The sequence below is a fragment of the Providencia sp. R33 genome (assembly GCF_019343475.1).
Taxonomy (GTDB): domain Bacteria; phylum Pseudomonadota; class Gammaproteobacteria; order Enterobacterales; family Enterobacteriaceae; genus Providencia.
Genome location: NZ_CP072453.1, coordinates 1,819,031 through 1,843,990, shown reverse-complemented (window position 1 = coordinate 1,843,990; position 24,960 = coordinate 1,819,031). Strand labels below are relative to the sequence as shown.

The following is a 24,960-nucleotide window of genomic DNA, read 5'->3' as shown; positions in this document are numbered from 1 at the left end:
AATATTGCTGAACTTTATTTTTAGCGTGTATTTTTCTTAATTGGAAATCACTTATAATCATTCTAGCTATAATTAAAAATCATAGGTGGGGTATGGATATTCGTTCATTACGCTATTTTGTTAAGGTCATTCAGCACAATGGGTTTAGTCGTGCAGCAGAGCAATTGTTTGTCACCCAACCTGCCATTAGCCGTAGCATTAAAAAACTAGAGGATGAGCTGGGTTATACCTTGTTAATTCGAGAGAACGAAGGCGTCAGGTTAACGGATGAAGGGCGAATTTTGTTGGTTCATGCCAAGCAAATTTTGGCGCAATTTAACAGCATGGAACAGGCACTAAAAGAAAAATCCGGACCATTAACAGGCGTTTTACCTATTGGGTTACCCCCTGTGATTGCATCTACCTATTTTGCCGACATCATTATGGCATTTAGCCTACGTTACCCACTGGTTGAGCTAAAAATTCGCGAATTAGGAACGCGGAAAATGCGCGATGCAATGCTAAATGGTGAGGTAGAAACCGCTGCTGTGATGCTCCCATTTGATGATGACCGTTTTGATTTGCATATTTTTTCAACCGACCGACTAATGCTATTAGTCAATGAGCAACATCCTTTAGCAAAGCGGGGGCAGGTGAAGTTTGTTGAGCTTGTCAAAGAGCCATTTATCTTTTTTTCTGATGATTTTCTTATTAATGAACTTGTTATAAGTGCTTGTGGAATTTATGGATATAAGCCGATTATTTCGGGGCGTAGTAGCCATTTGGATTTAGTGACGGCGATGGTGAAAGCGGGGGTAGGGATCTCTTTATTACCAGAGAGTATGTGGCGAACAACCAGCGCGGAAGGCTTATCAATCATTCCTGTTATAGAGCCAATACTGGCGTATGATCTCGCGTTAGCGACGTTAAAAAATCAGCAACAGAGCCGCCGCGCACAAGCGTGGCATGACCTTGCTGTGGAGATGTTGAAGGAAAGAGCTCCGTAACGCTATAGCAGGTCACACCTGATTGATTTCAGAGTTATCTGCGAGTTTTATACGCGTATTTTGCGTATAAAGTGCGCTTAGAATAACGTGTTAATTTATAAAGGGTTGGTAGATGGCGTATTGGAAAGCAGGCAGCGTACCCGAGCTAAAAGGCTTAGAAAGCAAAGAACAAAAACGGTTGTTTAAACAATGTTTGAAAGAAGGTAAAACCCGCCTTGGCGCAAAGTATTGGTACTTAAATGGCTTAGTCATACTCTTGTGTATTGCCCTTGGATTTATATTATTTGCGTTTGAATTATATATCGGTGGCTTTTTAGGTGGCATGATAATTGGCGGGGGAATTGGCTTGCTGTTTGTATTCATTGTGCAAACACCAACAGTTGAAGCAGGACGAGCTTGGTTGCAAGAGCAGGGTTATCCAAAAGCGGAACAGTAACCTTGTGTGAGAAAGAATGGGCTTTTAATGCAATAAAAGCCCAGAGAAATTACCGCAATAATGTATTTTGATTAGCCTTCTTGCGGATGGCGTAATAACGTATAGCGATAGAGTAGTTGCTTGAAATGATTATCAATCCGTTGGTATTCTGACTCTGCGACTGTCCCTTGGGCTTGCAATGCCTCCAAACGCCTTAACTCCTCTTCTAACGGCATGCCTTGGTTAAAATATTGCCGCGCATTAAAAATAATCGTTTTGAGCTCAGAGCCGGTAATGTAGCTACGGGGTTTGCCGTCTAAACTATCGAGGCGAATACTCAACTTATTGAGCTGTTCCATTCCTTGTGCCCATTGATTTAGCTGAGTTTGGGGTAAGGCATTAATCTGGATGGTTTGCTGCCATTTATCATTGAAAGAGCTGACGTTGGCTTGTTCACTGTATTGGTCAGCTAAATAATTCACCATATTTAGCCCATACTGTTGAGCCCAAATGGGGGAAAGCGCCCCTAACTCCACCAAATAGCTATCAATAACATTGAGTTTATCGTTGGTAACCTCGGGGCTCTGGGTAAAATTGGGGTGTAGCTGTTGATCTAATAAAGCGGCAATATCAGGGGTGAATTCTGCAAGTTTAGGGAAAACCTGCGCCATTTCCTGTGAATTGTTCCATGGTGATAATGTATAAAAAACCGCGGCAGATGAAACGCCTGTTATCAGCACGCCGACAAAAAAACCGATACCAATGCCACGGCGAAAAGAAGGGGGTGCCGATTGGTTCGTCGGTTCAACTTTCGAAGAGAAGGTGGCGTTTGCTTTGATAGCAATCGGCGCGGCTGCGGTGCGTGCGTGAAAGGTAGACGGCGCTGTTTTTGGGATATGTAACGGGGTAGAAGGGATAAAGCCGTTTTCAGGCGTATCCGTACTCTCTAAATTGCGGGCTTGGTTGGTGAGCAAATCGTGCAGTTTATCGAGTTGCGTGAGGTGTTTTAATTCTAATGCTTGTAGCTGTTGTTCAATCTTACTTAATGCAGACTCAGCGTGGTACAACGCAGGCAAATCCGCATAAACAGGGGTATTCCCCCGTAACCCAGCAACTAACTGTTGGCTTAAAACCGATAAAATTTCAACGCGTGCATGGGTTTGTAGTGGCCATAAGGTCTGCCAGTGCTGGGCAAGCAAGTGTTGTAATAGCGCTAACCCTTCACTGAGCCCAGCCATTCCAGATTGGTGCTGGCGGATCAGCGTAAACCATGCCGCAGTTTGTAGGTCGGCACCGTTTTGGCTAAATAACGACAGGCATAACCCATGGGCTCTTGCCCAATCAATATCGGGGCGAGCAGGGTGGAAACGCTTGTTTAATTCATCTTTTAAGGCGGAAAAATCGCTCAGTGTTCGCGGGTCTCCCCCCACATTTAAGGTAGTTAAATCAGAATTCATAGTCACCCCAAAATCAGTCTTCAAGAAAATTAAATTTGGCTAAATTGTTTTTTTAAGTGATGAAGCACAATACGGCCGTCAGGAACAAACTCAGTGCCATAACGTATTAGCCCCTGTTGATGCAGTTCTACATCAAGGGTGTAACGTAACGAGCCAAAGGTTTCTTGTGGTAGTAACACCAGTGAGAGCGTTTTAATGCGCGGTTCATATTTCAGGAGCGTAGTGGATAAAATGTCCATAATATTGTGCGCAGTGCCGGGGAGGCCTTGGATCATCTTACTCATATCAGGTAAGCCATAATCGGGTAAATGGCGAATACTGCCAGCACGTGAATTTAAAATGCGCCGAATATTCTCCATGACAGAAATAATAACTTGCTCATTTTCATCCACTGTATCAATAGGTAATCCCCCCGAAAAATACCCCGTCAGCATTTCGTACAGCGACGGTTGGTTCATAGTTTATAGTTTCCTAGTGGGTTTAAGGTCATGCTTTGCTCGGTGAGTACTAATCGGCGTGGGTCATCAGGTAATAGGCGTTTTTTCGGGATCACGACGCGCCAGTCATCGGTAATTTTATCTGGGTTATTAAACATGGCGGCGATGGCGACAAATTCGGCACCTTCTTCCATTGGCATATCGACGGCAATGGATTCACCGGGGCGAATACGAATGTCTTTTTGTGCTACAAGAGAACTCTTTAAGATTTCACTGTCTCTATCAAACAAGGTTTCGTAATCACTGTTATCGAAGCTATCCGCATTTTTTAGTTGGTAAATACGGATGACCGTAGATAGCGAAGCTCCATTATCGTCGGTATTTAGCGCATCACGCGCTACAAAATCCAAATGAACCACTTTGATTTGTTTATAAAAAATAGATTTTGCAACGTTACTTGTGCCATCACTGACCATTTGAGTTAGCCCACATCCCGTTAAGCCGAAAGAAGCCGCTAACAAAATTGAAATACCTGTAGAGGTTAAAAAGCGATTATTTTTCATTGAATTACTCTTATTATTGAAATCGATAATTGGCATATTCTTGATGCTGTTGGTGCGGGAAATGGGGTGGTAGGCGCTGATAAATCCCTAACCCGATGGTGACATCGGGGGCAGTACGTTGCGTTGATGCCTGTTTTCTCATAACCGCGGTACGCCCCAGCTGGGCACCTTGCTGTGGTTTTGCATTTAACGTTGCATCAGGTAACAAGTCGCGGGGCAGCGTTAAGCACAAACGGGCATTTACCCGTGCACCAAGGTAAACATGCAGTAACGCCATCAGGTCTTGGTAGAGGTTGCCATCGGGTAACCAATCCCGCACCTCATTAAGATCGCGGGTATAGAGTTGGATCAGTATTTGGCTATTCACATCAAAGGCATATTGGCCTAACACGGGTTTATTACGCAGTGAAATCGGCTGCTGGCAAGACAGTGAGGTGCTAGAGGCTAATTCAATTCTACGCGGGTCATGGGGCTTGATTTTCACCTGCGTATGGGGGGCGAGTAGCTGAACTAACGAAATCACACCTTCCGCTGTGCGGTTGGGTAAACGCATGGTGCCTAATAAGGCTAAAAAGCGCGATAATGGCGTTTGTACGTGTTCGGCGCAACCAGGGATCCCCAGCCCAATCAACCCATACAAATATTGTGACGTTTCATCTTTTCCGCCCGCTTCATAGGTTGCGGGGTAAGAGTATTTACGCCAAATTCGGTAAAACTGTGTAGTAAGACGATGGTTAAAAATATCTAAAAAATCAGTCAGCGCCTGAGTACCATCACGATGTTGGGCGATATCATCCAAATAAGCCGTGGGTAATGGCGAGGTCACGCCATACAACCCTAAAAAGGTGGTACGAATACTGGGGGTGTTGCTATTTCGGTAATTGTCATCCTTATCGACTCCCTTGATTTCTGTAACAGGGAAGCCCATACCACGGTGCGGTCGAAAGCGGATTGGGTCAGTTTTCGGATCTTGTGTACTGCCTAGTGTAGAGGGGGCAACCAGCTGGCAAAAACGATAAAAGTTGATAGCGGGCAGGTTCTCACCTAATGCCTCGATTACCGCAGCAGCTGAGGCGCTTGGTTTTCTGTCCATTGTAAGCGTTGTCCTGTCGGTAAAATGTGAAGAGTCAGTTGGTTAAATAAATGCACGTCGGTATACAACTCAAAGAAGCGATTGAGTAATTCACCAAATAAGTGAATATCACCTTCACCATTGAAACCATTGCTATCAAGAGTAATATTGATGGCAATCCCGCGTTGTAAAAACCCTTTTTTAAAGCGTTCGATAAGCTGATGTTCAACCTGAACAATAGCGTCCAATTGGCGCTTGTTCATGTCATCATCGTTCCAGTCATAAAGGGCAAGCGTGCCACGTAGCACTTCTGCGTTATCCATCATATTTAAAAAGCTTGCCCCAAGGTGGCTAAGCACTCGCCAATGAAAACGGTCTTCAACCGGGGGGTAGCAAGGTAATGTTGGTTTGCAAAGATTACGCACGCTAACGGGCACTTGTAGGTTTCCTTCGGTTCTATCCAATAATGTGCTTTGTAATGATTTACGTGGTAATTGGCCATTAGTACCGGTTATTTGCAGGGAAAGTGTTTGTTTTTCATGCAATTTTTTAACATCGTGATCTTCCCCGCCTAAAATTAACCATGTATTGTGCAACCCTGTGACGCCGCGCTTCACTCGGGTGTGAAAATAGTGCGTCGGGGCAGTGTGGCGCAGCATCCCGCCACGGTGACGGAAACTGGTGAAAGGCACATAATGGACGTCTTGACCGCTAAGAATACCCTGCACCGTATCAACAGAATAGATTTCGGTATAACCGTCCTGTAATCGCTTAGGTTGCAAAAGATATTCGCTTTCTAACCCATTGACGGTTAAGGGGTCGGCTTCCATATTAAATAAGTTGACCACCGGAACGCAGTTCATTTTGATATTGTCAGTGGTCAGAGTTAAATCGCTGTCCCATTTTGAGTTCAGCACGATATCTAGCTCGAACTCAAGAGTGCCCGCAGGGAGCGTCATCTCGTTAAGCCCATGTAAATCGACAAATAAAAATTTTTGGCGAAAGGTAAAATATTCCAATAACAGCTGATAGCCGCTAAACGTCGTACCGCCTTTGGGCCATAAATGGTCGTCTGTCGCAAACCCGCCAGGTGAAAACCATAATGGCAGGGTGATGCGGTCTGCGGATTGCGGAAGCTTCAAATACGTGGCATTGATTTGCTTGGTGAATGCAAGGTGCAAGGCATAAGCGGTAGGGATATCACCAGCGAGGTAAAATGACAGTGCGCTCAGGTCGATTTGACGCCAATCAACGAGTTTGCTGCATTCAAATTTTAAGTGGATCACCGACAGGCCATTCGGTTCAGTGCCTAAACTCACATTGGTTAAGCTAATAGGTGCTAATTTCAGCTCCCTTGTTGTACGGTAGCGGCACACGGTTTTTTGCGGGCCGATAGGGCGTGAAAGTACTTCAAAATGCGCAGGGATATGACTGTTCATACTGACGTTGTCGAGGGGCGGAGTCAGCTCAACAACGGAAAGTGACGGTACTGTTTTCAGGTAATGGGGCCACAATAAGCTGACCAGCCCTTCGGTGAGCTCAGGTAAGTCATCATCAATTTTTTGGCGTAGCTGCCCCATTGAAAAGGCAAAACCCTCAAATAACCGTTCCACAAACGGGTCAGGAGTGCCCACTTTGTCTAAATCGAGCATCGCCGCTCTGTCTGGGTGTGCTTGCGCAAATTCTTTAGCGGCTTCCCGTAAGTAGCGCATTTCTGCATCGTAATAACGCAGGGTCAAATCATCCATTCTTCAATCTCATTTTTATTAGGGGTACAAAACCAGTGCGCGAACAGGGTCAAGGCGGGTGAGCTCGGCTAATAATTGGTTCATTTGCTGGTTTAAGGCTGTTTTATCCGCGCTATTGCGTTGGGCTTTGCTGCGCAATAAGTGTAATTGGCGGGCTTTTATCTCAAAAATATACTGCGGCTCCCAATGGGCTAATGGCATGTGTTCGGCTTGTTGGTCGAGCTCTTGCAACACATTTAGGGCAAGCTCATGGCGGGAAAATTGCTCAGCTACCCGTGCCATCACTAATTGTAATAACCACTTTTGCCGAGGGGTACGAATATCCGAGCGGTTCATCAACCACCCTAAGGCCTTTTCGATACCTTGGTTATCGGCTTGGGTTAACGCTTCTTGCTCAAGGGCTAAAATGGACTCTTGGTCAGCTTGTGGCGCATGGTCGGTGGGCATGCTATGCAGCGAGTGGATGTTTTCTTCAAATACCTGCTGTTTAATCCAATTGAGGGTGACATCATCCGCAAAAGGGGTGCCATCTTCCCACGCAAGCGCTTCTAACCCGGGTAAGCGTGTTAAAAACAATTTAAGATCTGCCACAATCACGTCAGCCCAGCCATCCCAAGGCGCAGGGGATTTGCTTAAGGCTTGGTAAAGGTACCACTGCACATCTAACCAAAAATGGTTAACACCTTCAGTAAACAAACGGTCGGTTTGTTCCGCTAACTCAATCCAATTTTGTTGCAGATACAAGCGTTTTAATTGTGCTCTGGCCTCTGAGCGTGGGGGGGCTAAGCGGGTGCAGCCTTGCTGATTTTGCGGCGGGGCTTGGTGCAGAGTATCCCAACGAACCGCTTTCATTAAGCGATGCCCAGATAACCAACCATTGGGCTGGTTTCGCAGGTAAGTGGCCAATATTTTGGCTTGGTCGAGCAACTCGCGGCCTGATTGCACAGGGGCTAGAGCACTGCTCGATGCGTTGACTGTGGTGGTATGGGCACTGCGTGACTCGTCAGAGCTACGAATATTTTGCGGTACTACACTGTTTGCCCCCCCTGATTGGGCGAGCCGTTTTTCAAGGGCTTTTAACAATGAAGCCAATTGAGGTTGGCTTGCTTCATCCCATGTCGAAAACGCATTCACTAGCGCACTTAACAGGGCGATAATGCGCGTGAACTCTTGTTGGTCAACTTCGGGGTAAAGGGACAGACTATCCAGAACACGTTGCCCTGCTAGCCATTCAATTGCCGATTTACGGCTATTGGGGCGAGCAGGAAGCAAGCTTTCTTGGTAGCGAGAAACTAACCCCGCCATTAGCCCTAATGCATCGGCAAAGCCAGATTCCCCTTCTTTGTGTAAGCGTGCCCAAACATAATATGTGACAACGCGTAGGTCTTTACACTCGGTGGTCAACAGCTTTTCAGCGAGCGTACAAATCAGGTCGGTATCTACGCCAGAAAGTTTATTCACTTCCTCACGCATAATTTCAAAGTCGTCATTGTAGCCGGGGTCTTCCCCAACAGGGGCATCAGGGGTAATTGGCAGCAACCAACGCTCCCAAAGCGTAATTTGTTGTTGCTCTAGCTGTTTGGCCTTTTCGGGATCTTCCGCAAAGCAAACGGCACGTAACGAAGTGAGTAGTGGCATAATGTTTTCCTAAGCAACTAATCCAAAAAGATTTTTTCAGGCAGCACAAAATTACGCAGGGTTAGCAGCGCAAGGGGGCCTTCCCCCATTTCGGTGCGCAGCATAAAGGGCAGGGTATTGCCGTTCTTAGTCTGCCACGACACGGTGTAACTGCTGGTGGTGCCTGCATACGGAGCGACTTGGGCGCTTTCCAATAAACGGATCACTCCCCACACGCCGCGGTGGTCTGCCAGTAAACGGGTGCCTGACGTGGTGCTCATCCAGCGCAGTGAGGCACCGGAGGCAATAGTGTCCCCCGGCCACACAAAGCGTTGCCACTCGGGGAATTGGTTGTCGTAGGTCAGCGTCTGTTTATCAATCACCAAAATGGTTTGCATCACATCACGGCTGGTGGACGGGCGAATTTCAAAGTACAGGCGCGCTTCCCCGTTGGCGAACGCCACATCCCCCAAATGGCTTAAGGTATCTAACGCCTTGAGGAACTCCGGGTTAAAGCGCAGCCCTTGGGCGGTGGTGTTGTTGGGTACCCAGCGATTACCTTCTTTGCGTAACACCCCTTTAAGGCGGGTTTCTAAAAAGCGCTGAATGCGGCCATTATCGGGGCGTAAATATTGCGCCATCAACGGTAGTGAGATTTCGCTCTGGGTATTTTTTAGCGGGTAGCGCCCGCCAAACGCGGTGTTCCATTCGTTGACGATGGCATTTTGCCATTCGGCATTGATGCCCTCGGCGGTCGGGGTAAGCAGTTGCTCCCACGCTTGGTTCATCGGTTGCACTAACAGGGATTCGCCAAAGCCGCTCCACTCTTGCCCAAGGCTGGCAGCGATGAGGCTGCCATAGTCACGAGTTTCGGATAAATCGACGGTTTTGCCCTCAAAAATACTCTGGGCAAGGGCTTGGGACATGGCTTGCGGGTCAGGGGCATTGGCGATTTGTTGCAGCTTTAACCGCACGCGGGTGACGCGGGTGAGGTAAGCCTGCAAACTGAGGTTGTCGCTGTTGTTGCTGCTAGCCTGCGAGTCGGTCAAGTTCAACACGGGGCCAAAGGTGGCTTCCAGTGGGCCGCTAAATTCGGCTTTTTGGCTGATAACGGGCTTTTTGTCTTTGTTGAGCAACTCCTTGGTGGAGTTGATAAACGAGTCCGTCAGTTTTTCTTGCTGGCGCCCCGTTTTGCCTTGGTACGACAAGGTATTCATCAGAGCAATCACAGGGGATTGGCGCACATCCCCCATCAGGGTTAACTGGTCGATGGTATCGGACAAGTTTTCCGTGTGGCGCCATTGCAAGCTGTTCATCAAGTTCAGCCAGCTGCCCGCAAAATCGGCGAAATAGCGCTCGGTGAGGCGCTGCTTCAGTTGCTCTGGGGAGATATCACTGTCGACGGGCTGTTGGTTGTCGCTCAACACCCAGTCAATCTCGTCGCGGCGCGCTTCCACGGCACGGTTAATGGCGGGCTCGATGGTGGTTTCCCACGCACGGCGGGTAAATACGCCAGGGATAAACTCATCGGTGGTGAACAAGAAACTGACGTCAGTGCTCTCCGTCATGTCATCCAGCGTCATCTCCGCATAGCTGTTTTTGGCTTGCAGAAGGATTTTTTGATACAAAGCAGACTCACCATTGCGTTGGCCGATTTGGCGCACCAATAAATTACGGCTGCTGCTAATCAGTGCGCGGTTTTTATTAATAGCCCAATCCGCATGTTGCGGCAGTTGGTCGGCATAAAACGCCAACAATTCACGGCCTAATGTCTGCCATTCCCCATTATTCACTCCCTCAATGGGCGAGAGGCTCTCCAGCACGGTTTGGGTGAAAAATTCGGGCTCCATGCGCTCGGGGGAGCTCATCATTAAATAAGCTTTTAACAAGGCGTAAGTGGCAGGCGTGGCGTCGGCGCGAGCGGGGCTATCAGGGGGGAGCTCGGCATACTGCTGTAATTTGGCTTCCAATTGCTGGCGAGTATTGTCGCGCAATAGCGGCAAAATGGTTTGGGTGTAGGTGGGCCATAACTGGTCGAGCAGGGCGTCATTGTGGTTTAAGCCAAAGCGCTGCCACACGGGGGTAAAGTGGGTGGCACGGTGGTCGAGTTTCCCCAACATTTGTTGGAAATCAAACTGGGCATTTAGGCGCTCGGCGGCGCTGCGCTGGTTATCCACGGCAGCAAACGCCAGCTGCTGGCTGTCATTCATCAATTGGCGGTTGGCAAAATACGACACCGCCAACCCCACGCCCCAAACCGCCATGCCGGTAGCGACCGCGTATTGCATCACGCGCTGCGGGTTGATGCCTAAGTGTGACGGTTGCAATGACGGGGCGATATCGCCTTGCACGGCAAGCAGGCTTTTCCAGCGGTTATCTTCTTGCCACGTATGGGGGTGAAGGGCCTCACTCGGTTGGGTGACGGCGGTGCTAAATGCTAACCCTGCAAAGGGCAGGCGACGAATACCTGAGGTCAATGGGGCTAAACGAACGGCTAACTCTTCGCTACCGCTCCCCCGTAAAAACTGCGCCAAAATCAGCCAATAAGTGTGCGTTAGGTTGACAGACAGGGCTTGGGTGCCATGCACTGACAACAGCGGAACCAACTCACGCAGCGCGGGGGTGAGCTGCTCGGGCTGGCCATAAGGCTCGGTTAAACACAACACCGCGGGCGCATCGGCACTGCAAAGCTCGGGGTTATCGCTAACATTCCACACCCACACAGGGGCCTGCCACTTAAGCGCTTTAAACAGGCCATAAATAAAGCGGCTCGCCATATCAGACGTCGCGGTATTGAGGTGGTGAACGTTGAGGGTGCTGTGCATCAATTGGTCTATTACGGTGTTTTCAGTCACCCAAATCAGCGCATCTACTGGCCGACGGCGGCGCAATTGTTTGAGCATCAACACATTTTCGTCATTGACGGTGGCCGCAACCTCGCCCCCATAAATCAACACAGTGCCATTGCTTTCCTGCCAAATTTCGTGGGACAACCGCGGCGCCAGTTTATCAACGGCGGAAGGGGAGCCGATAAGCAGTTGGATGGAGACTTTTCTACGCCAAAAAAGGCCGTAGTGGGATTGGAGGTAGTCTTTTAATTCAGCGGAAATTGTTGTGCGGTTATCAATCACCTTAGTTGATTTATTAATTGGCTGATTCAGCGGTTTATAGCCAATTTGCTGTATCTTTTGCTTGAGTCTATTTAGGTTGGGATAAAACATAATACTCACTAAAGCCACGGCAAAGAAAACAGATAAAATAGTCAGAAAGTAATTAATATTAAAAGCGTAGGATTGATGAATTATAAATGCGATAACCAATATTAACGCCATAAAACCAAATAGGAGTAAAAATAATGTCCATCGTGATAAATGATTAGATGATTGTTCCATATTAAGACCTGTCGCTAATATAAACAGCATATCCCGTATTATCGGGGGTTATGTGGACTAAAACTTGATCAGTTTTTGTCTTCTGAGCAATGTCAGAGACAAGGGATAAATAGGTAAAAAAGGCATTAGGGTGTGATTTAGCATAAGATAAATTGATAGAGTTAATGGGGCGAGCCCTATTAAAATCAATTTGGTTTTCGGCATAATCCAGTAAAACTATTTCTGTTTGTGGCTGGCTTATATTAGAAAGCCAAGTCTGAAAAAAGTTTTTTCGTGATATTCCGCTGTAATTAACAAATTTATTAAATTCAGTACCAAAGGCGTTGCTATCGAAAGTCATGACACGTTCTATCGCGATAAGCTGATTTGCTGATTGGCATATTTTATTGTCTTGGCTAAATAACTGAGCAGAAATAAAATGGCTATATGCGTCATCTTGCTGAATAGTGATCACTAAAAATGTATTTCTATTCTCATTATCATAATTTAAAAAAAGAGGCTCAAATGAAGATAATAGAATAGGTTTTAGGTGCCATTGATTGAAAACTAAGACATCAGGTGAATTGATGCCAGAATGGCAGATTAAATAAATGACAGATAATGTATTTCGGTAATTCTTACACTGCTTTTCAATTTTTTGATGTATTTCACTAAATAACTCTTCATCTATTTCCTGTAATAAAGACCGGGGCTTTTCTGGAAACATAGGGATGTCTTCTGAATGTGTTAAAAAAACATCAGTACCTTGTTTGTCAGGTGTATAAATCACATTAGCAATCGACATAATAGAAGACTGGCTCCATGCTTGCCATTGTGATTTCGTGACATCCTTTTCATTTTCCCAATTATCATAGGTCATTAATGAATGTTGATAGCGTATATATAAAAAAGCGAGAAGAATAAAACCAATCAGTAAAATAGCGGGAACAGTCAATAAAAGTAAGCGTGTTTTTTGTTCTGCTGAAAGCGTTAAACTGTATGTATAAATACCCCCTATAAGAAGCGTGAATGCGGCAATAATTGGCTTATATTTAGGTGAGGTTAATTTTGTTTTATTTGGAATAACGGGGATTTCCCAGCGCATAGCGTAATAACCTTTGATAAGTTAGACAATATTGGCAGTGGGCTCTGAACTGATAACATGGCAACCACAGGCACAAAGGCACTGGTCAACAACAATTGCGATATTATTTTCAAACGCAGAATCAGACCCTTGTATAATGGTATTATTACCGTGCTTTGAGCATGATATTAAGTCACCAACCAATGCAACTTGTTTGCCGTTAATAAATAGGGTTGATGAAGCAGAAATAACGTAGCCACCATGTGTGTTTCTATCACCAAGACAGACCATTCCTTTCATAGTAAACCAACTTAAATTAAATAGTTATGATTAATAAATATAAATTAATGACTATTCTATAAGCATTAAAATAGTCATCAGATAATTTTAAAGCCCTTGTTCTTTACAATCATTATCTGTTAATAAAGATAAGCGAATAGAAATATCTTTATCAGCAATTTCAGGTATGACTAAAGGGTGCCCGTCTTTATCTAAACGGCCATAATAATCTTTACCTTCCGCAGTGATTTTATAGCATTGTCCTTCATTAGAGTCGCCAAAAGGGCTTGCTATCGTAATGTTTTTATTTCGCTCGGTGGTCGCTGTTTTTGTCGCACAACCTGAAATGGCGGCAATGCTGATAACTAAAGAGGACAGTGTAAATAACTTTAAATAATTGTGCATAATAGTTCCTTGAAATAAACTAAGAAATAATTAAGGTGGTTCTAATTGTTGCTCTAGCCATAAAGCAGAGCAGGGGTTAGCGATTTAAATTATGTAATATAAAAATTATATTATTAAAATGGCCGATATAATATATTAGTGAGTTGCAGTATGATTGCTTGGGTGATAACGGTCTAATTATTATGTGGTAAAGACTAAAATGCATTGGGTTTATAACGCAGCGACTCAATAATACGATCCCAAATTTCAACCATTTGTGCTTCGCTGTAGCTTGTTTGTCGATATTCACTATTTAATACAATATTTAACCATGGTCTCTGATATGCCGACGTAGCTTCGTTTGCATAAAAATCAAACTTATATACTTTCATTTTCACGCCATCATAATTTTGTTCGCCGCCAAATAACCACGTTTCTGCAGGAATACCATTCGGCGATAATTTTTGTTTCTGAAGAGATTTAAAATAAGTGTAATTAAGTGACTCATTTATCGCACTACTTCGATTGAAAAGTGTGTCATCTGAACCAACTATAGTATTATCTGACTGTAAGCCAATAATAAAATCTGAGATATTATAAGCAAACCCGACCTTTTCTGAATGTTTTTCTCCGTTATCGAGAATAAAACCATTAGGGATACAGACTCCTTTTTCAGTCGGAATTTCATGATTCAAACGCCCATTTAAACGTGAAATCAATGATCGCATGGCCGCTAATTTATACGGTTTTTCATTCATGTCAAAATCAGAAAATCCAGCTTTTTCATACGTTTTTTTTCGAGCAGAATATTTGTGGTTTGATAAATCTAATATATCAACTGTAATAATAAAAGTGATATGGCCAGTATACACATGAGCCTCAAGTATACGGCTAAGATCATCTTTTCCTGATATATTTCTATCGAAAATAACGCCTTTACCATCAGGTAATTGAATTATTTCTTTAAGTGCTGGCGAGTTTTCTTTACTCGATTTTTGGTTTCTGAGTGCTTCTTCGCGTAACTCAATCCGTTGCTTAAATGCCGGCGGATAAATAAACTGACTTTCAATTTTAAAATCACTAATATACACACTGTCATGTAGTCGATTACTGAATGAATCAGGAACATCAATAACATAACGCCCAATACATTGGGGTTTGGTTTTTTCAAATAAATTTTCTATCACCACTTTTTCCTTGTCAGTCAGTTGAATGCGGGCTTGCTGTTCTGTAAAAAGAATAAGCCCCACCAGTATCATTATTACGGTAAGTGTTATTGCACCCCAATAGAGGTTTTTTTTAGTTAGCTGCACGGATATTAACCTCTAACATTATTTGACAGACTGATGGAAATAGGGTGTTTAATGCATTCATGGTGTTGCATTTATTATTATTTAAAGTAACCACGTATTGAATAACCAATAATAGGTGGCGGTTGTGTAACTGACTGACTAACAACCACCTAATTATCGCCTTTGCATGGATTAAAATGCATTGGGTTTATAGCGCAGAGACCCGACAATGCGATCCCAAATTTCAACCATTTGAGCATCATTGTAAGTCGTTTTTTTATTGTCGTTAAATAAGGTGATGCTTAAAAAGGGTTTGGAAAATGAAGAGGTACCTTGGTTCGCTTTTAACAGAAAATAATAGTAGGAAAAACCTGACTCTACTTTATTTTCTTTTTCATTATAAACGTCTTGCCGGCCTGCCATTAACCATTCTTGAACTGGAACATCATTAGGCTTTAACTCCCCTTTTTTAAAGGTGTGCATATTATTTAATATCATTGATTTTTTTATCTCTGATGACCGACTTAATAGGGTATCATCAGCCGCTGTTACATGGTCTTCCATAATGGCGGATAAGCCAAAATCATTATTTTCATATAAAAAATATAATCTTTCGTTAGGTTGATTTTCATCATCAAGTATAAATCCATTGGGGATACAGACGCCTTTCCCTTTTGGGATTTCATGATCTAATCGCCCGCTCAGCCGTGAAGTAAGAGATAGCATAGCAGAGAGTTTTATTGGCCGAGTATTTGTTTCTATTTCGCTAAATCCTGAAACTTCTATATATGATTTTTTTTCATCTGCGTATTTAGGAGCAGATAAATCCAAAATATCAGTTTCAATGATAAAGGCAATGTGATTTATATATATGTGTGCTTCTAATGTACGATAAGCATCGATAGATCCAGATTGATTCCTATCAAAAATAACGCCTTTACCGTTTGGCAATTGAATGATGTTTTTAAGTGCAGGGGCATTTTCTTCACTTGGTTCCCATTCTCTTAATTCTTTTTCCCGTAATTCAATTCGTTGCCTAAATGCTGGCGGATAAATAAACTGACTTTCAATTTTAAAATCACCAATAAAGGTCTTGTTTTTAAGCTTATTGTTAAATGATTCAGGAACATCTATCACATAGCGTCCAATACATTGTGGTTTTGCGTTTTCAAATAATAAGTCGATCACAATTTTATCCTTATCAGTTAATGGAGTGGGTAAACTCTCACGAGTTAACCAAAAAAACGCCACAATAATTATCGCAATCAACCCGATTGCCATTTTTTGTGTTTTAGTTAACCGCACGGATATTAACCTCTAACATTATTTTACTGACTGACGGAAATAGGGTGTTTAATGCATTCATGGTGTTGCATATATTATTATTTAAAGTAACCACGTATTGAATAACCAATAATAGGTGGCGGTTGTGTAACTAACTGACTAACAACCACCTAATTATCACCTTTGCATGGATTAAAATGCATTGGGTTTATAACGCAGAGACCCAACAATACGATCCCAAATTTCAACCATTTGTGCTTCACTATATGAGGTGAATTTATTTCTGTTATTCATAAGAATATGTAATTTAGGGATAATCAAAGAACCCGTTGCTTCATTAGAATAAAACGTAAAGAAATAATACGGTAAATTAGTGATCCTTTTGTTTTCTGATTTTGAGTAAACGTCTTGTTCGCCTTTTACCAGCCATTGTTGTGATGGAATATCACTGGGGGATAAATTTCCTTTTTTAATTGTTTCTCTGTTTTGTTGGCGTATGGCTGCATTTATTTCAGTACTTCGACTAAGTAAGGTATCATCAGAGCCTGCAAAGCGGTTATCCGATTCAACCGAGAAAATAAATTCACCTGTATCGTAAACAAAAGAAACTTGCTGCTTAGTTTTTTCATTGTCATCTAAAATAAAACCATTTGGAATGCAAACGCCTTTTTCCATCGGAATTTCGTGATCTAAACGGCCACTTAACCGCGAAATTAATGAATGCATAGCGATTAGCTTAGATGGTTTTTCATTTGACTGAATCTCAGTGAATCCTCTAGATAAAAAAGCTAATTTCTTTTTTTCATATTTTTTATCAGAAAAATCTCTGATATTTGTAGTAATGATAAAAGCGATATGATTAACATAAACATGAGCCTCTAACATTCGATATGCATCATCTGATGTTGGTTTGTTTCTATCAAAAATAACCCCTTTGCCATTAGGTAACTGAATAACTTGTTTCAGCATAGGGGCATTTTCAGCGCTGGTTTTCCATTCCCGTAATTCTGTTTCACGCAACGCAATACGTTGTCGAAATGCTGGGGGATAAATAAACTGACTTTCAATTTTAAAATCACCAATATACACACTGTCATGTAGTCGATTATTGAATGAATCAGGAACATCAATAACATAACGGCCAATACATTGGGGTTTGGTTTTTTCAAATAAATTTTCTATCACCACTTTTTCCTTGTCAGTCAGTTGAATGCGGGCTTGCTGTTCTGTAAAAAGAATAAGCCCCACCAGTATCATTATTACGGTAAGTGTTATTGCACCCCAATAGAGGTTTTTTTTAGTTAGCTGCACGGATATCTACCTCTTGTACCATCTTTACGATAGCTCTTAATGTAAACTGGATAGCATATCGATTTTTAATATCATCAAGGTTATCTACGGCATAGGCATTTTGATGATCCACATCAGTGGCAAAACTACTTTTTACACAAGCACTTTTTGTTATATTAGCTAAGGATTCTATTGGCACAGTGCCATCGCCAGACCCTTTAGATGACTCCAAAATAAATTGCTTATATGACAGACCACTTTCAGCCCCCATGGTTAATGCATTATTTGAATCTATTTCACCATAACGTACCACATAGCGATTATTTTCCTTTGGTTCTGGAAAATAGGGGCGGCCAGAGTACGGGTTCATATAAGATTTCCCCTCAACTTCTTTTTTCCATGTAAGGAAATTGTCTGACGCAATTTCTGTACCGTAAAAAATATAAGTATTTGGATGATATTTTCCTTTCTCTTGATGCTCCATAAAGCTTTTAACTGAGTCTTCTATAATGTCATTATAAATAAGCCAGTTGTTATTTATTAATAATGGATCTTTATCAAGAATATCTGGCTCATATAATCTCCACCACACATCTTCACGTAAATAAATTTCATCAAAAGGGTTAAATTTTCCGGTGGTTAAATTGTCTTTTGTGGGATAACTACCTTCATCTTCAATGGTTAACCATGATGCTTTATATTTAGGGTAAGGAAGAAGTTGTAGAGGGGCGGGGGCAAATGCAAGGACAGACATCAGTTCTTTCGCAGTAGAACCTAAGACTGCACCCGCGATACCCTCCTGCGCAGCTCCAACCTTCATTCTTCTGTAGGCGGCAGGTGAGCCTAAGTCTGGAATAACACCATGTACAACACCTAATACTTTATCTTGGCACCCTTGAAATGAACCCTCTGGTGGGTTCATGGCATAACGTGCAATGAGTCCCCCCATTGAATGGGTCAAAATAATGACTTTTTCTATGGCTAAACCATATCCATGTTCCTTTCTATAAGTACCTAAAACCTCATCAACATAGATTGCCAGATTTTTAGCGGAAATCGCATTATCTTCAAGCCAGTTATAGCCAAAGACATGAACAGAAAATAAGAAGTGTTTAAAATGTTCCAGCTCTTCCTTTGTTAATACAGTTTCATTTGTTCCACCAATAGGGCAGTCAACGAGTTGGCTTAACACACCTTTAGTATTAAAGTAATTTCGTATTTTTTCAGCGTTATCATTTTTTACCATGTTTAATACATCTTTTTGCCAATCATCCATTAACGAAGATTGCAATACTTCAAGAAAAGAACCGTAACTTAAAAATAGCGCTTCTCCCCAACGTCGTTCTTCTCTTTTAGGTAACATCTTTCCATCATCACCAAAAGGTGTAGATACATTCAGCAGATATCGGCCACTATCATCAACAAGAGTAGACTCAACATTTAATAACTCCCTCCTTTTTTTTCCATCTAAATTGGTAAGGTAGAGCGTGTCCATCCCCATAAACATATCCGCTCGCCAAACCGGCTCTCCATTTTTTGTATCTTTAAGATTCGTCCCCATTATCCCCGGAATAAAAATCACGGGGATCACTTTTGTTGGGGGTTTAATACAGTGAGCTTCAGCATTAAGGGATTTATGTTGTGCGGTGGCATCATCCCAAATAACTTCGCCATTTTCTGTCCATTTGGGTAAATGGTAGGAAATATTTTGACATTCACCTTGAGGGGAGGTGCCATCAGAATTGTTATTCATCTCTATTCCTTTTAAATTATCACGCATTAAATAGGGTAATACCTGCTATTTACTTAAGCTTAATGAAAACGTTGTCAGGCCCTAAATTGTCTTGTGAGGGAATGTTTCCCGAGGTGTCAGATGTTTTGCGTTCAGTTGTTTCGTTGGTCGTCATATCAACTGAATGTGAATTTTGTGAAACGTCATCAGGGTAACAAGTAACAACTTTCGGCTTAATAGCAAACTCAGAGCTTTCCCATGATTGCATTGCGACATTCATACTTTGCCCTCCGAATTTCTGCCAGACGGCACTGCGCTGGATGATTTTATCGGGTGCCGCACACTCCACGGTGCCATCTGCAATGCGAATATAACCGCCGCCACTGGTTAAAATAATTTCTTTTTTGGCTTTAATAATCACTTTGCCATCATGGCTGCTAATGCTTAAATCCTTTAGCGCATCTAAGGACATTTCATCGTGCTGCGCTTCAATGGCGATTTTGCCTTGATTCGCAAAAATTTTGATCCCAAGCCTTTGGGCAAACAGGCTAATAATTTCCCCTGCGGCAACGGTGAATTTTTTGGCAATACTAAAATCTGCGCTATTACGGGCGGTATTGATGATATTTTCCCCTGCGGAGGTTTGAATACTCTTAGGGGAGGTGTGTGCAATGCCCTCAGGGGATGAAATCAGCAGGGCGGCTTGCTTAAGTTCGTTAAGCGTTTCAGATAAAAGGTCTTTTTGTGTTTGTAAATCAGCAAGCTCAGCCTTTGCAACGTTAGCGGCTTCTTTTAATGACTCGGTAAGTTGTTGGGCTTGTTTTAACTGGGCAATGGCCTCTTCCATCGCCAGCACATTACCGCTGGCTTTCTCTTGCTTATCGGTGGAGATAAACAGCCCTTTACCCGCCCGAATGGCGCCCCAGCTGTCGGTGCGCAGCTCAAAGCCATCGCCACGTTTTTTCCCTTCACTATCAACCAAATGCCCCAAATTGAGCTGGGTTTTACCGCCGTATTCGGTGCTGACTTTAATGTGCTCTTCCCCGCGGCGGTCTTCCATGCGCAGTTTGTTATTGGCGGGGGTGCGAATAACGTTACGGGTGCGGTTGAGCTCCGTGATGTGGTCGGGGTGGACGGAATCGTGCAGGGCGTGGGCGATATACGGCCTGTCGGGGTCACCCTCGTGGAAGGCAATCGCCACCTCGGTGCCTTGAATTAACGGAAAATGCATCCCATAAGTTCTGCCCGCGTAAGGCTTGGCAAGGCGCACGGGCATGCTCTCAAACCCCGCGGGCTTGTCGTCACGGTCGGCGTCAAACTTAACCCAATAATGGCCGTTTTCGTTTTGGCGGGCGTAGATGTCGCTCTCAATCGGGCTGGTGACACGGGCGGTTAAGGTGCCTGAAATCACCGGGCGGGGTTTTAGCTCAGGGCGCCAGCAGATGGCTTCGGTGTACGGCACGGCATCAAATGCCACGATGAGCGCATTGGCGCGGCTGGCAGCAAAGCGCAAGCGGGTTAATAACACGGGGGATTGAAATACCGTCGGCAGGGTGGAAATCGGCGAATTATCAGTGATTTCCAGCACCATCAACGGCACCACATCGGGGGCGGTGGTTTTCCCGTTTAGTAAAGTTTGGCACGCCAGAAAGCGCTCGAGGTCTAAGTGTGCCCAAAAGTTCGCAGTTTCAGGCTCGGGCTGATATTTGTCCCCGCGAGTGAGGTGGCGTGCTTTGTAGTGGTAGACGTCACCGTATCTCGGCGTCTCATTTTCCCCGTGGCTTCTATCCACCACTCTGGAAACCAGTGGGTCATCGGCAATCAGCGGGTTGTAATCTTTGGTAAAAACACTGTTTTCAACCACTTGGTGGCGCAATGCTAAGCCCCAAACACTGTCGGCGTGGTTATCACTGAGCCCCGATGGGCTGTTTAATGGCAGGGATTTGCCATAAATATAACCGCGCTGGCTGTCGGTAAAGTTAATTACCTCGGTTTGGGTATCAGGTTGCAAGGTAAAGTGATAAAAAATCCCCACTTCGCTGAGCAAACGCTCAATAAACTGCTTGTCATTTTCGTTGATTTGGTTGATTTGCAGGCGCTTGGGGTATTTTTGTTTCAGGGTAAATTCAAACTGCCAGCCTTTAAAGTTGTGGTCACGCAGGACTTGCTCCACCACTTGGGGTATTGATTGGTTGATAAAAAAGCGGTGGGTGCGAAATTGGTGGCGCAACAGGGCAAAAAACGGTTCGATAACCAGTTGGTAGCGCGCTTCGTCCGCAGAGCCCGATAAGCGCTGAAAATCCGTTACGGTGCCGTGTACCCGCTTGGTGACGGTGCGTGTTGGCACTCCCAACATGGTGGTGGCAGGGGCGTTAAAGGTCAACGTAGCATAGCGTCGCAGCAGTTGCTCGGGTTGCAGGTCTTTATCGGTGCTGGTAAAGGTGATTTCGTAGCGATAGGTGTCGCTGACGGCTTCATGCCCCGTGAAGTGCTCCACATCCAACAAGCCTTGGTAGCCTTGCACGTCAAGTTGGTAGCGGTTTTGCCCGGGTAACAGGGCTTTGGCGATTTCAGTTATACTCATAATGTGACTCCCTGATCGTCAAAACTCAGGGTTATACCTTCTTCTTCATCATAACCAAGAGTGATGGATTGAGCGTTCTGCTGCGTGGATTGGCGCATCAGTAACTGCTGGCTAAGGACGGGCAAAATTTGCTGGTTGAGTAGGCTGTCAATATTACGGGCGCCAGTATCGGGTAGCAGGCAGGCACTGACTAACGTGTCGTACAGCGCTTCTTCAACGTGCCCCGTTAAACCGTAATGCAGTTGCAGGCGTTTGATGACACTACCTAGCTTCATTTCAACAATGGTGCGCAGGGCAGTTGGCCCTAATGGGCGGTAAATCAGGGTTTGGAAACGGGCTAATAAGGCAGGTTGGAAATGGTCGCGCAGTGTGGGGCGCAGCAATTCATGCAACTCGCTGTCGCTGGACTCAGGGAATTCCTCAAGTTGTTGCATCAACAAATCACTGCCTAAATTGGCGGTCATTAAAATCACCGTATTGCGAAAATCGATTTCACGCCCTTCACCGTCACGCATAAAACCGCGGTCAAACACTTGATAGAACAGGTTGATCACGTCGCGGTGGGCTTTTTCCACTTCATCAAGTAATACCACGCTGTAAGGGCGCTTGCGGACGGCCTCGGTTAGCACGCCGCCTTGCCCGTAACCCACGTAACCTGGTGGGGAACCTTTAAGTTGGCTGACCGTGTGGGCTTCTTGGTATTCCGACATATTAATGGTGACGAGGGCTTTTTCACCGCCAAAGAGTTGGTCAGCCAGTGCTAACGCGGTTTCTGTTTTCCCAACACCGCTTGGGCCGACCAATAAGAACACGCCTTGTGGCCCGTTTTCAGAGGCTAAGCCTGTACGGGCGGCACGTAGCCGCTGCCCTAAGGCGATAAGGGCACTTTCTTGCCCCACCACACGCTGGGCTAAGTTATTTTCGAGTTCAAGTAAGCCCGTTTGTTCATCTTTGAGCAGGCTTGAAAGGGGCACGCCAGTCCAGTCTGCTATCACCGTTGCGACAGTGCGCACGTCCACATCAGGGCAAATCAACGGTTTACCTTGTTGCAAATGGTCTAATTGCCCTTGTACCTCAGTGACGTCTTTTTCTTCGCTTCGCAAGGTCATTAATTGGCTAATTAAGCTTTTTTCTTGCTCAAAACGGTGTTTGATATCCGCCAGTTGCTGTTCAATGTCTTGTTCTTCTGCGGCCAGTTTATCAAGGGCGGGTTGGCTGGCAGTGTTACCAATGGCGATATCGTCATTAATAGCTTGCTGCTCCAGTGATAGCGCTTGTTGGCGTGATGTTAAGCGGGTGAGTTCTTCGGGTAACGTGTCTAAACTCATGCGAATACGGGCACTGGCGGTATCCAGCAAATCGACGGCTTTATCGGGCAGTTGGCGGCCAGTGAGGTAGCGACGTGACAACGTCACGGCTGCTTTGACTGCATTATCCGTAATATGCACACCATGGTATTTGGCGTAGCGGGACTTTAGGCCACGCAACATTAGGCAGGCTTTTTCGTCGTCAGGCTCGTCCACTTTGACCACTTGAAAACGGCGTTCTAATGCGGCATCGCGCTCAAAATACTGTTTATACTCAGACCATGTTGTGGCGGCGATAGTGCGCAATTCGCCACGAGCTAAGGCTGGTTTAAGCAAGTTGGCTGCATCGGCACCACCTGCTTGGTTGCCTGCGCCAATGATGGTGTGGGCTTCATCAATAAACAGCAAAATAGGGGTTGGGGATTGCTGCACGGCTTCAATCACATTTTTAAGGCGCTGTTCAAATTCCCCTTTAACCCCTGCGCCCGCTTGCAATAAGCCTAAATCGAGGGTGCGCAATGCGGTAGTTTGCAGGCTAACAGGGACGTTACCCTGAGCAATACGCAAGGCCAGCCCTTCGACCAATGCGGTTTTCCCGACACCCGGTTCACCCACTAAAATAGGGTTGTTTTTACGACGGCGGGAGAGAATATCCACCATCTGGCGAATTTCGTCATCGCGACCAAACACGGGGTCGATGGCACCCTCACGGGCTTTTTCGGTCACATCAAGGGTAAATTTGTTTAAAACGGCAAGTAAGGCGTCATTGAGTGGTGTACCTGCCACGCCAGACGTAGCCTGCGTGTTGTTATCGGTTTGGTTAGCAGGCTCTGCATGGGTAGGGCTGTTATGCACCGCCAATTGCTGTACTTCAGGGCGTTCATCGGACTGCGCATCCAACAAAGGGCGTAATCGCTGTAATTGGGTGGCACTCAAGGTCATCAGTGGCCATAAGTTTTCGTTAGGTAACAACGCTGGCTGTTTGATGATTGCGGCTAATAAATGGACGCTGCGAATATGTTCTACATCTTCATCTAAAGAGGCATTAATCCACGCTTGTTGGATTAACGTTAATAAGGGCTTAGCAAGTTGTGGTCGGCTATGTACAGAGCGGGGGAGCTGCTCAATGCTATCCAATAAGCTTTGCCATAATGCGGTCATGTCCCACTCATAGCGACGTGCTAACACCATAATATCGCTTTCACCAAGTTCGAGGAGTTTAAGTAACCAATGCTCAATCGTTATTTCTGCATGCGCACGGGTTTGGCATAAGGAAGCCGCAGCTTCTAATGCGTTGGCACAAAAAGGGTTTAAACGACGTAACAGCATAACGGGGGAGTTTTCCATGTTCTCTTCTTCCTACAAATTGGCTATTTGATATTTACCGTGAAAAGGGGGGCCGAGGTACGCTACCGCCCTTTCCCTTTCGCATAGGGGCATAAGCATTTGTGTTATTGGGTTTGTATGTGGGAAAAATAAAAAAAGCAGGCGACAAGCACCTGCAATGCGAAAATTAAGCGGTTGATCTCTCATTCCAAGAATCAGAATGAATGATGTTGCCGTCTTTAAAGGTCCACGTAATTTTTTCATAACGCAGCTCGATTTCTTCGAGGTGGTTATGTTTTTCTTTACTTGGCTCTTTAACGTCGTGCATTTTTGGCGCGACTTTGACGACTTTGACGTTTTCAAGGGTGGTGTTGAAATATTCAACTTCTTGGCCTGCATCATCAATGCGGTACCATTTGAACTCGGCTTTTTTCAGCGTTTGGCCAGTGGTGACCGCTTTGTATAAGTAAGGCGTAGAGGAATCAATTTCTTTAACGAAAATGAAAGGCGTATGAATACGCGTGCCAGTTAACTTACCGGTGTTGTTATCCGTTGGGATATACAAGTTATGGTCTTGAGCCACGATTTCGATGCTGCCTTCACGGTCTTGTACATTGACAGAACCTTTGATGTCCGCACCGCCATCATCTTTAAGCCATAGGTAAATAGGAATAGCCATAAATTACATCTCCATAATAGTGAAATGTGTGTCACTGTCCTTCAGGGACACGT

19 protein-coding genes are annotated in these 24,960 nt (G+C 44.6%); 2 read left to right on the top strand and 17 right to left on the bottom strand.

Going from position 1 to position 24,960, the window contains the following annotated elements; all coding sequences use genetic code 11:
* The first annotated feature begins 92 nt into the window (after nucleotides 1–92).
* Both J6836_RS08655 and J6836_RS08650 read left to right on the top strand, forming a co-directional pair.
* Nucleotides 93–986, top strand: a complete 894-nt coding sequence (locus tag J6836_RS08655) for a LysR family transcriptional regulator (protein WP_219248536.1) — start codon at nucleotides 93–95, stop codon at nucleotides 984–986.
* A 112-nt stretch (nucleotides 987–1,098) separates the two neighbouring features.
* A complete protein-coding gene (locus J6836_RS08650; protein WP_219248534.1) occupies nucleotides 1,099–1,422 on the top strand; it encodes a hypothetical protein in 324 nt (107 codons plus the stop codon).
* A gap of 71 nt (nucleotides 1,423–1,493) precedes the next feature.
* Here the strand turns inward: J6836_RS08650 and J6836_RS08645 are convergent, their stop codons facing one another.
* The 17 genes from J6836_RS08645 to J6836_RS08565 form a co-directional block, all read right to left on the bottom strand.
* Entirely contained in the window at nucleotides 1,494–2,858 is a 1,365-nt protein-coding gene (locus J6836_RS08645) for a VasL domain-containing protein (RefSeq protein WP_219248531.1), read from the bottom strand.
* A 29-nt stretch (nucleotides 2,859–2,887) separates the two neighbouring features.
* Nucleotides 2,888–3,316, bottom strand: coding sequence for a type VI secretion system baseplate subunit TssE (gene tssE / locus J6836_RS08640; protein ID WP_219248529.1), 429 nt, complete (start codon nucleotides 3,314–3,316; stop codon nucleotides 2,888–2,890).
* The gene (gene tssJ, locus J6836_RS08635) at nucleotides 3,313–3,858 is read right to left on the bottom strand and encodes a type VI secretion system lipoprotein TssJ (protein WP_219248527.1); all 546 of its coding nucleotides are present in this window, start codon (nucleotides 3,856–3,858) and stop codon (nucleotides 3,313–3,315) included. Before tssJ ends, tssE begins: the two co-directional genes overlap by 4 nt.
* A gap of 13 nt (nucleotides 3,859–3,871) precedes the next feature.
* Complete coding sequence (gene tssG, locus J6836_RS08630) at nucleotides 3,872–4,951, bottom strand: type VI secretion system baseplate subunit TssG (RefSeq protein ID WP_219248526.1); 1,080 nt, start codon at nucleotides 4,949–4,951, stop codon at nucleotides 3,872–3,874.
* Nucleotides 4,915–6,678, bottom strand: a complete 1,764-nt coding sequence (gene tssF, locus J6836_RS08625) for a type VI secretion system baseplate subunit TssF (protein WP_219248525.1) — start codon at nucleotides 6,676–6,678, stop codon at nucleotides 4,915–4,917. Before tssF ends, tssG begins: the two co-directional genes overlap by 37 nt.
* 18 nt (nucleotides 6,679–6,696) lie before the next feature.
* Entirely contained in the window at nucleotides 6,697–8,316 is a 1,620-nt protein-coding gene (gene tssA / locus J6836_RS08620; RefSeq protein ID WP_219248524.1) for a type VI secretion system protein TssA, read from the bottom strand.
* A 17-nt stretch (nucleotides 8,317–8,333) separates the two neighbouring features.
* Nucleotides 8,334–11,717 (bottom strand): ImcF-related family protein, encoded by a 3,384-nt coding sequence (locus J6836_RS08615; protein WP_255586361.1) that lies wholly within the window; start codon nucleotides 11,715–11,717, stop codon nucleotides 8,334–8,336.
* Nucleotides 11,689–12,771: a hypothetical protein gene (locus tag J6836_RS08610; RefSeq protein WP_219248523.1), complete on the bottom strand. Its 1,083-nt coding sequence runs from the start codon at nucleotides 12,769–12,771 to the stop codon at nucleotides 11,689–11,691. The genes J6836_RS08615 and J6836_RS08610 overlap by 29 nt, the downstream gene beginning before the upstream one ends.
* Nucleotides 12,772–12,792: 21 nt before the next feature.
* Nucleotides 12,793–13,050, bottom strand: coding sequence for a PAAR domain-containing protein (locus J6836_RS08605; RefSeq protein ID WP_219248521.1), 258 nt, complete (start codon nucleotides 13,048–13,050; stop codon nucleotides 12,793–12,795).
* 87 nt (nucleotides 13,051–13,137) lie between these two features.
* Nucleotides 13,138–13,434 carry a hypothetical protein gene (locus J6836_RS08600; RefSeq protein WP_219248519.1) on the bottom strand — a complete coding sequence of 99 codons (297 nt, stop codon included), beginning with the start codon at nucleotides 13,432–13,434 and terminating at the stop codon, nucleotides 13,138–13,140.
* 194 nt (nucleotides 13,435–13,628) lie between these two features.
* Nucleotides 13,629–14,726 (bottom strand): T6SS immunity protein Tli4 family protein, encoded by a 1,098-nt coding sequence (locus J6836_RS08595; RefSeq protein ID WP_255586360.1) that lies wholly within the window; start codon nucleotides 14,724–14,726, stop codon nucleotides 13,629–13,631.
* Between the two features lie 171 nt (nucleotides 14,727–14,897).
* On the bottom strand, nucleotides 14,898–16,010 hold the full coding sequence (locus J6836_RS08590) for a T6SS immunity protein Tli4 family protein (protein ID WP_336432753.1): 1,113 nt from the start codon (nucleotides 16,008–16,010) through the stop codon (nucleotides 14,898–14,900).
* Between the two features lie 171 nt (nucleotides 16,011–16,181).
* Nucleotides 16,182–17,246 carry a T6SS immunity protein Tli4 family protein gene (locus J6836_RS08585; RefSeq protein ID WP_219249447.1) on the bottom strand — a complete coding sequence of 355 codons (1,065 nt, stop codon included), beginning with the start codon at nucleotides 17,244–17,246 and terminating at the stop codon, nucleotides 16,182–16,184.
* A gap of 40 nt (nucleotides 17,247–17,286) precedes the next feature.
* Entirely contained in the window at nucleotides 17,287–19,032 is a 1,746-nt protein-coding gene (locus J6836_RS08580; protein ID WP_219248517.1) for a lipase family alpha/beta hydrolase, read from the bottom strand.
* A 49-nt stretch (nucleotides 19,033–19,081) separates the two neighbouring features.
* Nucleotides 19,082–21,595, bottom strand: coding sequence for a type VI secretion system Vgr family protein (locus tag J6836_RS08575; RefSeq protein ID WP_219248515.1), 2,514 nt, complete (start codon nucleotides 21,593–21,595; stop codon nucleotides 19,082–19,084).
* Nucleotides 21,592–24,249, bottom strand: coding sequence for a type VI secretion system ATPase TssH (gene tssH, locus J6836_RS08570; protein WP_219248513.1), 2,658 nt, complete (start codon nucleotides 24,247–24,249; stop codon nucleotides 21,592–21,594). Before tssH ends, J6836_RS08575 begins: the two co-directional genes overlap by 4 nt.
* Before the next feature lie 166 nt (nucleotides 24,250–24,415).
* Entirely contained in the window at nucleotides 24,416–24,907 is a 492-nt protein-coding gene (locus tag J6836_RS08565; protein WP_219248511.1) for an Hcp family type VI secretion system effector, read from the bottom strand.
* Nucleotides 24,908–24,960: the final 53 nt, after the last annotated feature.